The organism is Flavobacterium fragile (assembly GCF_023634865.1).
GTDB lineage: Bacteria > Bacteroidota > Bacteroidia > Flavobacteriales > Flavobacteriaceae > Flavobacterium > Flavobacterium fragile.
On record NZ_JAMLJN010000002.1, the window covers coordinates 231555 to 246966 of the forward strand.

Annotated in this window: 15 protein-coding genes; 13 read left to right on the top strand and 2 right to left on the bottom strand. The window is 28.4% G+C overall.

The window, feature by feature from the left end; translation table 11 throughout:
* Positions 1-3: 3 nt before the first annotated feature.
* The 3 genes from NAT47_RS03490 (at position 4) to NAT47_RS03500 (ending at position 2538) form a co-directional block, all read left to right on the top strand.
* Positions 4-1101 (top strand): acyloxyacyl hydrolase, encoded by a 1098-nt coding sequence (locus NAT47_RS03490; RefSeq protein ID WP_250580334.1) that lies wholly within the window; start codon positions 4-6, stop codon positions 1099-1101.
* A gap of 1 nt (position 1102) precedes the next feature.
* Positions 1103-1876 carry a GIN domain-containing protein gene (locus NAT47_RS03495; RefSeq protein ID WP_250580336.1) on the top strand — a complete coding sequence of 258 codons (774 nt, stop codon included), beginning with the start codon at positions 1103-1105 and terminating at the stop codon, positions 1874-1876.
* 128 nt (positions 1877-2004) lie between these two features.
* Positions 2005-2538, top strand: coding sequence for a hypothetical protein (locus NAT47_RS03500; RefSeq protein WP_250580337.1), 534 nt, complete (start codon positions 2005-2007; stop codon positions 2536-2538).
* Positions 2539-2607: 69 nt separating this feature from the next.
* On the opposite strand, the gene NAT47_RS03505 is transcribed toward NAT47_RS03500, so the two are convergent.
* Positions 2608-3582, bottom strand: a complete 975-nt coding sequence (locus NAT47_RS03505) for a glycosyltransferase (RefSeq protein ID WP_250580338.1) — start codon at positions 3580-3582, stop codon at positions 2608-2610.
* Between the two features lie 94 nt (positions 3583-3676).
* Here NAT47_RS03505 and NAT47_RS03510 point away from each other — a divergent pair, with 94 nt between their 5' ends.
* From NAT47_RS03510 to NAT47_RS03530, 5 genes are read left to right on the top strand one after another with little or no spacing between them, the layout of a single operon-like run.
* Positions 3677-4492 carry a hypothetical protein gene (locus NAT47_RS03510; RefSeq protein WP_250580339.1) on the top strand — a complete coding sequence of 272 codons (816 nt, stop codon included), beginning with the start codon at positions 3677-3679 and terminating at the stop codon, positions 4490-4492.
* 2 nt (positions 4493-4494) lie between these two features.
* Positions 4495-5775 (top strand): MATE family efflux transporter, encoded by a 1281-nt coding sequence (locus NAT47_RS03515; RefSeq protein ID WP_250580340.1) that lies wholly within the window; start codon positions 4495-4497, stop codon positions 5773-5775.
* 4 nt (positions 5776-5779) lie between these two features.
* Positions 5780-6583: a glycosyltransferase family 2 protein gene (locus NAT47_RS03520; protein ID WP_250580341.1), complete on the top strand. Its 804-nt coding sequence runs from the start codon at positions 5780-5782 to the stop codon at positions 6581-6583.
* Entirely contained in the window at positions 6580-7824 is a 1245-nt protein-coding gene (locus tag NAT47_RS03525; protein ID WP_250580343.1) for an O-antigen ligase family protein, read from the top strand. Before NAT47_RS03520 ends, NAT47_RS03525 begins: the two co-directional genes overlap by 4 nt.
* Entirely contained in the window at positions 7814-8923 is a 1110-nt protein-coding gene (locus tag NAT47_RS03530) for a glycosyltransferase family 4 protein (RefSeq protein ID WP_250580344.1), read from the top strand. The genes NAT47_RS03525 and NAT47_RS03530 overlap by 11 nt, the downstream gene beginning before the upstream one ends.
* Here NAT47_RS03530 and NAT47_RS03535 read toward each other — a convergent pair.
* Complete coding sequence (locus tag NAT47_RS03535; protein WP_250580347.1) at positions 8910-9686, bottom strand: 2OG-Fe(II) oxygenase; 777 nt, start codon at positions 9684-9686, stop codon at positions 8910-8912. The genes NAT47_RS03530 and NAT47_RS03535 overlap by 14 nt on opposite strands.
* Before the next feature lie 145 nt (positions 9687-9831).
* Here NAT47_RS03535 and NAT47_RS03540 point away from each other — a divergent pair, with 145 nt between their 5' ends.
* Genes NAT47_RS03540 through NAT47_RS03560 form a run of 5 tightly spaced genes read left to right on the top strand, consistent with a single transcriptional unit; the run spans position 9832 to position 15305 of the window.
* Positions 9832-10938, top strand: a complete 1107-nt coding sequence (locus tag NAT47_RS03540; RefSeq protein ID WP_250580349.1) for a DUF1972 domain-containing protein — start codon at positions 9832-9834, stop codon at positions 10936-10938.
* Complete coding sequence (locus tag NAT47_RS03545; RefSeq protein WP_250580351.1) at positions 10880-12214, top strand: O-antigen ligase family protein; 1335 nt, start codon at positions 10880-10882, stop codon at positions 12212-12214. Before NAT47_RS03540 ends, NAT47_RS03545 begins: the two co-directional genes overlap by 59 nt.
* Before the next feature lie 2 nt (positions 12215-12216).
* Positions 12217-13200 carry a UDP-glucuronic acid decarboxylase family protein gene (locus NAT47_RS03550; RefSeq protein WP_250580353.1) on the top strand — a complete coding sequence of 328 codons (984 nt, stop codon included), beginning with the start codon at positions 12217-12219 and terminating at the stop codon, positions 13198-13200.
* Positions 13201-14553, top strand: a complete 1353-nt coding sequence (locus NAT47_RS03555; protein WP_250580354.1) for an undecaprenyl-phosphate glucose phosphotransferase — start codon at positions 13201-13203, stop codon at positions 14551-14553.
* Complete coding sequence (locus NAT47_RS03560; RefSeq protein ID WP_250580357.1) at positions 14553-15305, top strand: glycosyltransferase family 2 protein; 753 nt, start codon at positions 14553-14555, stop codon at positions 15303-15305. The genes NAT47_RS03555 and NAT47_RS03560 overlap by 1 nt, the downstream gene beginning before the upstream one ends.
* The last annotated feature ends 107 nt before the right edge of the window (positions 15306-15412 follow it).

The following is a 15412-nucleotide window of genomic DNA, read 5'->3' on the forward strand; positions in this document are numbered from 1 at the left end:
AGCATGAATAAATTCCCAATACTTTTTTTCTTTTCTTTTTTATACACTTTTTCACAAGAATCTTCTCCGGGATATTTTGATGCGCAACTTTTTAGAGGAAATATTGTAAAACATACAGAAGATGTAAGTCATTTAATTTCTGGTCATCCTGATGGATTTCTGTTAAGTTACAATTGGAAAACCTTTGGAAAAAAAGAATGGCAACAGGTGTATAATTATCCAGATTATGGGATTTCCTATCATTATTTAGATTTCAAAAACCAGTATTTAGGAGTCAATCATGCCATTGGAGTACATTATAATTTCTATTTTTTTAAGCGTGAATTGATGTTCCGAATTTCGCAAGGTATTGGAATGACTTCAAATCCGTACGATAAAGAAACCAACAATAAAAACAATGCTTTTGGAACTAAAATAATGGACAATACCTATTTTTTATTGCAATATAAAAAAGAGAATATCATAGATAAAATTGGTTTACAGGCAGGTTTTATGTTAACCCATTTTTCTAACGGAAGATTTAAAGCACCAAACAGTGGAATTAATACGATAGCTTTTAACGTAGGATTGAATTATAATTTCAATGACAAACAAGAGTTTATGGTTGATTCATTGCCTTCAAAAGAGTTTTATAAAGAGCGAATAAAATACAACATTGCTTTTAGAACGGGCATTTCAGAAGGACCGGTTCCCCAACTAGGACAGCGTCAATTTTATCACTTTGGATTGTATGCCGACAAAAGAGTGGGAAGAAAAAGTGCTTTACAAATTGGAACCGATGTTTTCTTATCTCGATATTTACAAGATTATATTAAGTTTGTTTCTGTAGCATTTCCACAAGGTCATAAATCTTACACTGATCCTGAAACCGATTATAAAAGGATTGGGTTATTTGTGGGTCACGAATTATTTATAAATAAATTATCAATTGAAACCCAGTTAGGATATTACGTATACAAACCATTTGATTATGAGATTGATATTTATCAAAGAATAGGAGCAAAATATTATCTTTACAAAAACTTCTTTGCAGGAGTTGGATTAAAAACGCATGGCGGAAGAGCAGAAGCTATTGAAGCTACATTAGGAGTGCGATTATAAGATGAGAAAAATTACTTTACATATAGTTACTTTGTGTTTGTTAATAATGGTAACAGGCTGTGGTATTTCAGAAGATTGTTTTAAAGGAAATGGCAATCAAATTACGCAAATGTTTCCACTAGAAAACTTTACAAAAATAAAAGTTTACGAAGGCGTGGGTTTGGTGATTAAAGAGGGACCAAATTACGATGTAAAAATAGTAACATCGGAAAACATTATCGATGATTTAGAAGTTAGTTTAAGTGGTGATATGCTTGTTGTTAAAGACAATTCGACTTGTAATATTGCAAGAGATTATGGGCCAACAAAGGTTTATGTGACAGTTCCTGATGGAACTATTTTGCCTTTGATACAAGAATTAGAATTGCATTGTAAAACCGAACAAAAGATAGAAACAGAAGGGGTATTACACTCACCAATTATTCGCTTATTTTCTATTGGAGATGATGGAGATGGTGCTGGGACCGGTGATTTTTATATACAAGTTATTAATGATCAATTGGTTATTGAAAGTAATGGCGTTTCCAATTTTTATGTAACTGGACAATGTGAAGAAATGCTTTTGAATTTTTATTTTGGTAACGGAAGATTTTATGGGGAAAATCTGATCGGACAAAATATAAAGGTATTTCATAGAGGTTCTAATGATATGTTTGTATATCCAATTCAAAAAATAGAAGGGAAAATCTGTGCAACAGGAAATGTTGTTTTAGAAAATATACCTACAATAATATCTGTAGCAGAACTATTTAGAGGTAGAATCATAATTTATTAATGATTAGTTATTCATTTTTAAAGGTTTTTTTATTGTTAAAATTCATGAAATAAAGAGGATAAATTTTTTTAAAAAAATAATGAAAATTAACTTAAATGAAATACATTTGCCAAAAAAATAGATTATTTATGAAATTAAAATTCTTATCTGTATTGTTCTTATTGTCAATAATGTCTTGTAAAGATAAAGTTGACAATCCAGAAGTTTTAACCGATCAAGAGGTTAAATCAAATCATCTAAGTATAGCACTTGATTTGTTAATAAAAGAAGATGATAGTTTACAAATATTTTATTCAGAAGATTTAACTCCTAACTATAATGATTTACAATCGGTTTGGTCTGTAGTAAAAGGGAGTGATGTAAATCAAACAGTAAGTTTTGATTTACCAAGTGATGTTTATCCAACACATTTAAGATTGGATTTTGGAGTTAATAAAAACCAAAAAGAAATTAAGGTAAACGCTTTCAAAATGACATACGGAGATAAGTCTTTTGAGACTAAGGATACTTTATTTTTCCAATTTTTCGAGCCTGTTAATCAAATTGATTGGGATAGAAAAAATGCTGTTGCAAAAATTGTTACTCCAGCTGGAGAAAAACATGATCCGAGCTTCTATCCAAGAGATACTTTCAAAGAAGAACTTAAAAAACTTTTAAAATAGTTCAAGTACTAAATAAAAATTTTTCAATCAAAAATAAAACACCCCAAAATTATCTTTTGGGGTGTTTTATTATTCCCTCCATTCAAAAGTTTTGTTTTTATCAATACTATGAGGTTTATCTTTGTTAAGAGTTTCACCTTTTAATACTTTTTCATAAAGTTTTAAATATTCTAGAGTCATTTTTTTAGAATTAAAAAACTCAACAACATATTCGTTACATCTTTTTTTATTGTAGGATTCACTGTTTAAGATAGCATCTTTGAGTTCATATAATGAATTACTTGTATATCCCACCTCTTCATTGATTAACTCTTTTAAAGATCCATAAGTAGTTCCAAAAACGGGACAACCAAAAAACATACTTTCTGTAATTGCTAATCCAAAAGGCTCGTCCCATAATACAGGAAACAATAACCCTTTCGATTTATTCATTAATTTACTTTTCTCAAAATCATTTACCATTCCCTCAAATTTGATTCTGGCACTTAAAGTAAAAGTATTAGGGTGAAATCGATGACCCCCTAATATTCTAAGTTTTTCATTATCGGTAGCCAAAATAACATTAATAGCACCCTTAACATTTTTTACATTCCAAGCTGCTTTACCTAAAAAGTGAAAATAACTTCTTTTTGAATTAAAATCAGGTTTTTCGTAAGCATCCCAATTTAAACCATTATATACAAAACTTGAAGAGTTATATCTAGAAGCATGATTTTTTGAAACAAAAACGGAATTGATATTTAAAATATCAATAAGAAATGGGTTTCCTTCAATTGTTACAATATGGGGTTTTTCTATTTCTTCGGTTAAGTTATCATCAAAAAAATGAACTAAATCAATATAAGGAGGAATTTGAGAATTAATTGGTAAATTAGGATTGTAAGTAATTATATCAGCAAAATCACAATTTGATCCCAAAGGTGCTAAAAAAGTTATTTTATGACCTAACTTGTTAAGTTCTTGTCCTAAATACCATACGACTCTTTCAGTTCCACCATATAAGAGAGATGGTATTTTATTTTGGACAGTAATTAAAATATTCATTTAAATAGGGCGTTTATTTCTACCGTAAACATAAAGATAAAGAATAAAAAAAACTAATTTCCGATTAAAATAATTACATTTGTTTTTTACTATTATGGAAACAAAAATAAATATAATTTTTAGAAGTTGTGATGTGGTTAATGCGGTGCATAATGCTCCTAGACCATTTGATTTAGACAAAAAAACTTTAATAAAAATTTGTTTCAAAAGCCTACATAATGCAATTAAAAATTATAATTATTCCATAACGATTTTAGGCGACAATTTATCTGAAGAAATGAAATCTTTCTTTAAAGAGTTTGATGTAAACCTAATCGAAGGGATTTTTGGAAATGATGAATCAATACGCCAAACAATAAAAATAGCTGAACAGTTTAATGACGAAGAATGGGTTTATTTTTGTGAGGATGATTACTTACATAGACCAGAAACGTTTCAGTATATTATAGATTTAATAGAGAATCGAGATTCTGTTTTCCCTGCAAGCATTAAAATAAAAAAACTTCTTAGAAAAAGAGAAATAACTCTTTTATCTTTAAAACGATTCTTTAAAAAACCAGCTATTGTAATTCATCCATGCGATTATCCAGACAGGTATAAGTTTCAATACTTAACGAAGAATTTTATCTTTTTATCTAGATTTTGTCATTGGCGTCAAGTTTCAGACACTACATTTACTTTTTTAATGCAGGTTAAAGATGTCAAAAGAAAGAAAAATATATTATTGAAATCTTCAAATAGTGCTAATGATCGTTATCTTAGTAAAAACTTGTACGGAACCACTTTCTTTTTTAAAAAATTATTATGTGTTTCTCCAATTCCAAGTTTATCTACACATATGCATATTGAAACGATGTCTCCATTGTTTGATTGGGAGAAGTTAAAAGATAAGTTGTTAAAAGAAATATAATCATGCTCAATAAAATAAAAGATTTAAATTTATTATCATCAATAATCAAGAAAGGTGGTATAGTTTTTCTTTTAAAGTTACTAGCAATGCCTATAACTTTTTTTGCTTATTGGTTTATTCCAAATAAGTTTGGAGAAGCGGATTTAGGGTATTTTACTTTGGCATTAACTATTTTACAAATCTTTTATTTAATTTTTGCATTAGGATTACCACATTCATTTTTGGTTTTTACAAGCGGGTTTGATAATGATTATTTGAAGAAAGGATTGCTATTGAAGTCCTCTATAATTGCTTTTTCAGCGTCTTTATTTCCGTTTTGTATTTTATTTTTTGGTGCGGATTTTATTTCATCTTATATTTTTCAAAAGGAAGGATTTAGTATTTTTTTAATAATTACAGCGATCAGTATTCCCTTTATGATACTTCATGAAATCTTGTGTTATTTTTTTATTTCAATAGGTAAACATTTAATTTATAGTTTATTAATTTTTATAATCCCTAATGTATTATTTACTCTCTTTTTAATTATTTCTAACGAATTTGATTTACCTAATTACAGTGTTTTTATAAGTTATGTTTTAGGTTTTTTTATAACGGTTATTATAGGATATTTATTAGCATTTTCTAAAGAATTGAAATTTGTTATTCCAAAAGTTTCAACTCGTGACATATTAAAAAAATCATTACCCATGATGATTGGTTCAATTTTTCTTCTTTTATTAAATTGGACAGATGTTTTGATGCTAGGAAGATTAGAGACTGAGGAAAATATTGGAATATATAATATTGCCTTTAAACTTGGTTATTTAACATTGTTTTTCGTTACAGCAATGGGTTCTGTAATAATTGGAGATGTTTCAGAAAAGTATAACAAGAAAGATTTTTCAGGTTTAAAAAAAACCATCAATAGAGCAACACAACTAACAATAATATTAACGTTACCTGTTGCATTATTATTAATTTTTGGCAGCTCGTTTTTTTTAGGATTTTTTGGTGAGGAATTTAAAGAAGGTAGATTGGCATTGATTTTTATTACACTTGGTGCTTTCTTGAATGCTATTACAGGAAATGTAGACCAAATTTTAAACATGACCGGTAATGAAAAATTAGTTAGAAACGTTATGTTTATAGGCTTTGTAATAAATGTGGTATTGAATCTATTATTAATACCATCTTTTGGATATTTGGGTGCGGCCTTTTCTAGTTTACTAGTAAATGTGATAGTAAACACTATATTTGTTTTCGTTATTAAAAAGAAACTAGGTTTTTACACGTTTATGTAGTGATATGGAGTTAGAATTGTCTATTATATTAGTTAATTACAACGGAAAGCACTATTTAGATAGTTGTTTAAAAAGTATAGAAAAAAATGTTGATGGCATCGATTGTGAAGTTATTTTAATTGATAATAACTCATCTGATGATAGTTGTACATTTTTAAAAAATAATTATCCCAATGTAAATCTAATAGAGTCAAAACTAAATAATGGATTTGGGAAGGGAAATAATTTAGCTGTAGCCCAAGCAAAAGGTAAATATCTTCTACTTTTAAATTTAGATACCGTTTTATTAGACAACATTAAAGAAGCTTTAGATTGCCTTAAAAACGACCTAAATATTGGAGCTTTAGGAATAAACATGCTTAATCAAGAAAAGCAATATTTGCACGCAGCAGGAAGTTTTCCAAAAATTTCAAATCTTTTCTGGATGAAAAAAAGTTTTGAATTTAATAAGGACTTTGTATTGGGGACATTTTCAAAAAAACTATATGAAGTGGATTGGATTACAGGTTCTTTTATTTTAATGCCGAAGTCTGTTTTCAATCAAATTAGAGGATTTGATGAAGATTACTTTTTATACGTAGAAGATGTTGATTTCTGTAAAAGAATAGTAAATTTAGGTTATAAAATAGTTTTTTTTCCAGGCTTACAATACATTCATTATGTTGGATTTAACAAGAAGAAAAATCCAATGTTAATAAAAGGATATAGACTATATATTAATAAACACTTTAAAGGATTTTATAAATATCTTTGTTTGATAGCTTTAAAAGTAAATGAATCAGTAAAAAAAATAAAGGAATTATTTTGACAAAGATTAAAATTACAGTTATACACTCGGTGCTATTTTCTATTCTTTTATTAGCACAGTTGTATGTTCCTTCATTTAGAGTGAACATACTACTTCAATTATTTGCTTTAGGATTTATATTCTATTCAAATCACGCTAAAATATCTGTAAAATTCTTAAATACAATTGCACCTTTATGTTTTCTTTTTGTTCTTCCATTGGTAGTTGGTTTATTCTATTTTAATAACTTGGAGAATTACATAAAAGATGTCTTTTATTTTTTAAAGCCAGTAATAGGAGTCTCTTTAGGATATTTATTTTTTAAGAAAATCAACAATTTAGAGTCTTTTCTTAAAGTTATTATTTTTACCGGCTTTATATCTACATTAATACATTTTATCGTTTTGTTATTTTTTACAAATTTTTTGTCTGGAAATGTTGCTCAAATCAGAGAATATGGTAAAGATAATTTTTTAGAGCTTTTTGCTTTGTTTCTTTTTGTTTACAGAAATAGATTTGTTGAAAAAGAAATATTTTCCAAAAAACATCAAAAGCTAATTTTCTTTTTTCTTTTAGTTTCATGTATTATGTACCTATCAAGAACAATGTTAATTGTTGCGTTTATAATGTATGCTACAATGGCAGGATATACTAAAATTACAAAAAAAACAATTTCTGTATTGGGTATTTTTGCAATAACAATACTCCTTTTTTATACTTATTTGTATTCCACTAATATTAAAAGAGGTGCTGATGGTATAGAAGGGTTTCTTTATAAACTTAAGATTGCACCTGCAGAATTGTTTAAAACAAAAGTTGACCGAAACGACCATAGTAAATTATGGGATTATTGGAGAGCTTATGAAGCATTAAGAGCTATTGATTTAATGAATGAAACACCAACAAGTTATATTCATGGAACAGGTTTTGGCTCATTAGTGAATTTAAAATTTAATGCACCATTAGTTGATTCAGCTAAAGGAATAAGATTTATTTCAGAAACACATAATGGTTATGTTTTTGCTATTTACAAATCGGGAATAATAGGACTATTTCTAATGATGTTCTTCTTATTTAGCTTGTATAGATTGATTTATTTAGATAAAAATACGTTGAACATATTTATTTCTGGAATTGCATTAACCTTTATCTTTACCACGTTAACCATTACAGGCATCTTTAATAAAAGAGATATTATTATTTTTATATTGGGCGGTTTAATTTATTTTCAACAAAGGAGAGTGATTAGTAATGAACGATAAAATTAAAATTTTTGTTGATTGTCATGTATTTGACCATGGTTATCAAGGAACACGAACGTACATCGAAGGTTTATACAGAGAGATGATTAAATTAAATCCGAATATGGAGTTTTATTTTGCAGCCTGTGATGTTAAAAATTTAAAACAGTGTTTTGGTACACCAGAAAATGTAGTTTATTTAAAATATAGAACGAAAAGTAAATTTCTTAGACTGCTATTTGATGCCCCTAGATTAATTTCCCAATCAAAAATTGATTATGCTCATTTCCAATATATAGTCCCTCCATTTAAAAGGTGTAAATATATAGTTACAATTCACGATGTCCTTTTTATAGATTTTAAAGAATATTTCAGCTTTAAAAACAGACTTATTAATACAATTTTATATTATATCAGTAGTAAAGTTTCAGATATAGTCTTAACGGTTTCAAATTATTCCAAAGAGAGAATACAGACTCATTTTAATATACATAAAATAGCTGTTACCCCAAATGCGGTTTCAGAAGAGTTTTTTTTAGATCTCGATAAAGAAGAAATCAAAAAAGAATTATTAAAAAAATATAAGCTAGATAAGTACATAATTTATGTGAGTAGATGGGAACTTAGAAAAAATCAAGAATTATTATTAAATTCATTCATACATTTAAAATTATATCAAGATTATAAATTAGTTTTCATAGGAGATGTTTCAACCAGAAATGAGAATTTTGATACAATTTATAACAAACTACCTAATCAAATTAAAGAGAAAATATGTTTTCTTAAGAAAACAAGTCATAGTGATTTAGTTAAACTTGTACAAGGAGCTAAAGTTTCAGTATATCCTTCTAAAGCCGAAGGATTTGGAATACCAGTACTAGAATCAGTTGCCGCTAAAGTTCCTACCTTGATATCCAACAAAACTGCAATGTCTGATTTTGATTTTTTATCGGAATATAGTTTTGATCCATATAATCAAAAAGAATTTGATGAATTGCTTATCAAAACTATAAATTCTTATGAAAAAATTGATTTAACTGCATTAATGGAAACTTGTAGAAAAAGATATTCCTGGAAATTTGCTGCAAAAATTTTATCAAATAAGATTACTGATTTTTAGCCGTTCCGCTACCAAACAATTTGTTTTTAGTTTGAACCAAGAAATTATAATTTTTAGCCAATTGTTTTTTAAAGAATGAAGCATCCTCTTTTGGAAACCAATCGGTAGTTCTAGGCGTCTCTAAATGTCTATTATGAATTTGATAAGCATAAGTAGCAATAGATGTTCTGTATTTGCCTTCAGGGAAATTAGTCATATCATATCCATGAAGTGTGTATGGTGCACATTGTTGGATAATCAATCGGTTAAATGGAACTTCAATTTCTGCTTCTTCATCTGTTCTCAAATCTCTGATTTTAAGTCCCCCTTTATATTCAGGTTTCCAATCTTTATTTAGATAAAGCAATAAATTTAATTCTCGATACCAATTTTTATTAATAGGATGGTAATTAAAATCAAGATGCATGTCTAAAAAACTATTCTTTTTACCTTGATGTAGACCTCCGCCATGATTTTTTGGATCAACAAATACTTTCTTTGCTGTTATAAAGGATAAAATTGAATTAAATCTTTCAGAAGATAAATCATTGTAAAGTTCTTTTAATTCTGAAGAAAGAACTTTATAATTTGATTTTTCGAATTTATTATTGGCAAAAGCATAATCTCTACTTTTATTTTCCAATTCTGGAATAGAATCATAAGCTTTGATTAATTTTTCCTCATCACAAAAATTATCAATTATAAGATAAGGGAAAGGTTGAGCTGTTAAATATTGTATCCTAAGCGATTCCTTGTTATTTTCTAAGAATTCGAAATTTATCATAGTTGACCATCTTCTATTTTAGCAAAAATAGAAAATTAATCTGTACTTAAGGAATGACTTTTATCATAAATCTTAAAAATTTGGTTTAAAAACGATGTTAAACAAAACAGAACCCTTATTTTTGTTTTTTTTATATAGAATTTTAATGAAAATAGGAATTTTAGGAACGCGTGGTATACCTAACCATTATGGAGGTTTTGAACAGTTTGCGGAGTTTTTCGCAGTTTATGCAGCCACTCAAGGACACGAAGTTTTTGTTTATAATTCCCGTAGTCATCCTTATAAAGAAAAGGAATTCAGAGGTGTACATATTGTGCATTGCTATGATCCTGAAAATAAAATAGGAACTGTTGGTCAGTTTATTTATGACTTAAATTGCATTAGAGACGCCAGAAAAAGAGATTTTGATATTATTCTTCAATTGGGTTATACCAGTAGCTCTGTTTGGTTTTCTTTACATCCCAAAAACGCCATTGTGATTACCAATATGGATGGCTTAGAATGGAAACGCACTAAATATTCAAAAAAAGTACAAAAAGCACTTCAAATAGCAGAACGTTTAGCGGTAAAAAAGAGCGATTATTTAATTGCAGACTCTATTGGAATACAAAAATATATAAAGGAAAAGTATCAAAAAGAAAGCACTTACATAGCTTATGGTGCTTATAATTTTGATAATCCTAATCCAGAAATTTTAAAAGAATATCAAGTTGAAAAAGAAAATTTCAATATGATTATGGCTCGTTTTGAGCCTGAAAATAATTTGGATATGGTGCTTGAAGGAGTTGCTATGGCGGAAGATAAAACACCAATTTTAGTAATTGGAAACCACAATACCAAATATGGATCTTATTTAAAAAATAAATTCGAAGCCTTTTCTCATATTCGATTTTTAGGAGCGGTTTATAATTTAGATCATTTAAATAATTTACGATATTACTCCAATCTTTACTTTCATGGGCACACCGTTGGAGGAACCAATCCTTCTTTGTTAGAAGCCATGGCATCAAAGGCTTTAATTGCCGCTCACAATAACGATTTCAACAAAGGCGTATTAAAAGAAAATGCCTTTTATTTTACATCTGCCGAAGAGGTTAAAAAAATCTTAAATGCAATCAAAAAAAGTGATAACTTGCAATTCGTAGAAAAAAACTATGATGCTATAGCTTCAGCTTTTAATTGGGAGAAAATAAATGAACAATATTTACAGCTTTTTAAGCAATGTTTGGAAGGAACTTTTAGAAGAAAATAAACAAAACAAAGCGTTTATTCCTTTTTTATTATTGTTAATTACTCTGCCAATTTCAATGGCAGTTAATAATATTTTATTAGGGGTCTTTTTTTTATCGTCGCTTCTATACATAAGAAAAAATAAGTTCGTTTTTTCGGTTACTTTTTTGATTCCAATTCTCTTGTTTGTTTGGATGTGTGTTTCCTATTTTTGGTCTATCGATCTAAAACGTACTCTTAGTGCAATACCAAAAGAAATTGCTTTATTATTACTTCCTATTGCCTTTATGTTAATTCCTACTTTTACTAAAGAGCAAAAAGATAAGATTTTAAAATATTATAGTTACGCAATGTTGGTTTACGTTGTGTTTTTTTTAGTTCGAGCGTTTATTAGGTTTTTAATAACTAGGGATACGAGCGTTTTCTTTTATCACGGACCAGATAATGATACTGATACGGGATTGGTTCCAAGATTATTAAATGCTATTCATGTTTCTGTTTATGTTGCAATGGCATTTTTTTATTTTTTCATTAAAGAGATAAAATCAAAAATTGATTATTTAGCTAGTTTGTTATTGTTCATATTTGTAATACTATTGTCTTCAAAAAACATCATCATTGTCTTTGTATTATTAATTTTGATACAGGTTTTTTTCTATTCTAAGATAGCTAATCGTTTACGATTAAGAAATTTAACGATTCTCTTATTACTATTAGGTTTTGTAATATCATTTAGTAAAATAAAAGAACGGTTTTTGATAGAATTTACAAGTAATTCTACTAAAAGTATTTCTCACAATGTAAAAGCTGATGGTCAGAATGGAGTAAATAACATCAGTATTTATGAAGCTTGGACTCAAGACCAATTTTCTCATAACGATTTTTTTCCAGGAACATCATTTCGTGTTTATCAATTTAGAATGTTTTTAGAGTTTTTAAAAGAAGAACCTATCTTTTGGAAAGGATTTGGTCTCAATGCTTCTTTAAATAAACTTTTAGAAAAGGAAAAACAATATAATTTGTATCCAGGTTACGGGACTTTTAATTTTCACAATCAATACGTACAAAATTTTGCTGAACTAGGAGTAGTTGGATTCTTACTATTATTGATTATTTTGTATATAAATACAAAAAAAGCCTTTAGTACTAAAGATTTTATACATATTGCTTTTGCAGTTTTAATGATAAGCTTATTTTTGACAGAATCTTTCTTATGGAGACAAAGAGGAGTTTTGTTTTTTATGCTTTTTTATTGTCTCTTTAATGTAAAAATGGATTCTCGATTAGAAAAAATGTAAAAATGAAAAGAATATTAATTACAGGCGCGGCAGGTTTTCTTGGATCTCATCTTTGTGATCGATTTATTAAAGAAGGTTATTTTGTAATTGGAATGGATAACTTGATTACTGGAGATTTAAAAAATATCGAACATCTTTTTAAAGAAAAGAATTTTGAGTTTTATCACCACGATATAACAAAATTTGTCCATGTTCCAGGGAAATTAGATTATATTTTGCATTTTGCTTCGCCAGCAAGTCCAATAGATTATTTGAAAATTCCGATTCAAACCTTGAAAGTTGGATCGTTAGGTACTCATAATTTATTAGGTTTGGCTAGAGTTAAAAAAGCAAGAATTCTTATCGCATCAACTTCTGAAGTTTACGGTGATCCATTGGTTCATCCACAAACAGAAGAATACTACGGCAATGTAAATACCATAGGTCCTAGAGGGGTTTATGATGAAGCCAAACGCTTTCAGGAATCTATTACTATGGCATATCATACTTTTCATGGTGTAGAAACTAGAATCGTGCGTATTTTTAATACGTATGGACCAAGAATGCGATTAAACGATGGACGTGTAATTCCAGCATTTATCGGACAAGCATTGCGCGGTGAAGATTTAACTATTTTTGGCGACGGAAGTCAAACGCGTTCGTTTTGTTATGTGGATGACCAAGTAGAAGGTATTTTTAGATTGTTGCATTCTGATTATCATTTGCCAGTAAATATTGGTAATCCTGATGAAATTACAATCAGAGATTTTGCAGAAGAAATCATCAAGTTAACAGGCACTGATCAGAAAGTGGTATATCATCCGCTTCCAATTAACGACCCTATGCAACGTCAGCCCGATATTACAAAAGCAAGAGAAATTTTAGGTTGGGAAGCAAAAGTATCAAGAGCAGAAGGAATGAAATTAACGTATGAATATTTTAAATCGCTATCTCCAGAAGAACTAGCAAAAGAAGAACACAAAGATTTTACAAAATATATACACTAATTGAAAGGTAAAACAGGAAGATATTCAGTTTATATTAGGCCCATACAAACTATTCTAGATTTATTAATAATAAATTTATTAGTAATAGTTTGTATGCGACCTGCTATGAGTAATTTCGGATATCATATTATTGTTTCTGTTTTTTGGTTGGTAATTTCTTATTATTCTGGTTTTTATGAGGTTTATCGATATAGTAAAGGGATTGAAATAATAGGTAAACTTCTCAAACAATTCTTTTTTATAAGTTTAATAACTTTCGCTTATGTAGGTTATAAGTATAAATATGTAACTACTGATGAGGTAGGTTTCTATATCTTGTCTTCGTTCCTTTTGGTAGGCTTTTTAAAGCTCTTTATTTTTGTTTTTTTAAGGAAGTATAGATTACTTTATGGAGGGAATTTTAGAAATGTTATTATTTTAGGAAATGGGAAAAGTGTTGATGAATTGGTTGATTTTTTTACTCAAAACCCTGATTACGGTTACAATTTAAATAGCATTTTTGATTTAAAAACCAACAAAAGAACCGAATTAGCAAATTGTAAAGAATATGTAAACGATAACAAAATAGACGAAATATATGCTTCTATAAACTCTTTAACAAGTAATGAAATAGATAACTTAATTCAATTTGCAGATAATAATTTAAAAACAATAAAATTTTTACCCGACAGTAAAAATACTTTTTTTAGAAATTTAGCTGTTGAATATTATGATTATATTCCGATAATTTCTCTTAGAACAATACCACTAGATAAAGAGGTAAATAAAAGATTAAAGAGAGTTTTTGATGTAGTTTTTTCTTTGACTATTATACTTTTTATTTTATCATGGTTAACCCCTATTTTGGCTTTAATTATTCGTTTAGAATCCAAAGGGCCAACCTTTTTTAAACAAAAGAGAAATGGATTAAATTATGAGGAATTCTATTGTTATAAATTTCGCTCTATGCATTTAAATCCAATAGCTGATTTAGAACAAGTTCAAAAAAATGACCCAAGAATTACTAGAGTAGGAAAATTTATTCGAAAAACAAGCATTGATGAATTGCCGCAGTTTTTTAATGTTCTCTTGGGGGATATGTCAGTTGTTGGTCCTAGGCCACACATGGTTAGTCATACGGAGATGTATGCTAAAAGTGTTGACAAGTTTATGGTGCGACATTTTATTAAACCTGGGATTACTGGATTGGCTCAAACCAATGGATTTAGAGGCGAGGTTGAAAATGAAAAAGACATTATCAATAGAGTTAAATACGATATATTTTATCTAGAAAACTGGACGCTATTATTGGATATAAAAATTATTTTAACAACAGTTTTTAATGCTTTAAAAGGAGAAGAAAAAGCTTACTAATGAATCCTTTAGTTTCCATTATTACCCCATCTTATAATTCTGCAAAATTTATTGCTGAAACGATACAATCGGTACAAAATCAAACCTTTTCAAATTGGGAAATGATTATTGTTGATGATGGTTCTTCTGATGAAACGGAAAGTGTAGTTTTATCGATACTTCAAAACGACAATCGCATCCAATTTCATAAATTAAGTCAAAATTCAGGTCCAGCTGTAGCTCGAAATATTGGAATTGAGAAAGCATCGGGAGATTATATGACGTTTATTGATGCCGATGATATTTGGTTTCCAACCTTCATCGAAAACAATATCAAAACTATTCAAGAAACCGAAATTCCGTTTGTGTTTTCGTCTTATAAAAGAGCTAATGAACAATTAGAATTTGTCTATTCTGATTTTATTGTGCCACACAAAGTTACTTATACCGATATTTTAAAATCCAATTCTATAAGTTGTTTGACAGCTTTTTTGAATATTAAAAAATTAGGAAAAAAGTACATGCCATTAATCCGAAAACGCCAAGACATGGGGTTGTGGTTGAATTATTTAAAAGTAATTCCATTTGCACATGGAATCCAAGAAACCCAGGCGATTTACAGAATCAGAGAAAATTCACTTTCCAGAAAAAAATCGGATTTAATTCAATACCAATGGCAATTTTATAGAGAAGTTGAAAAGCTCAATGTTTTCCAATCAGCTTATTACATGTTGCACTGGATGTATCGCGGTTTTATGAAGTACAGAAATTAGGTTTTAACGCAAAGTTTTCAAGTTTTTCGCAAAGTTTGCTAAATTTAGTGTAGATAATATAAGAAGCTTCGCTTTGAAAGGGTTTAACGTTACGAGTAATTTGTGCT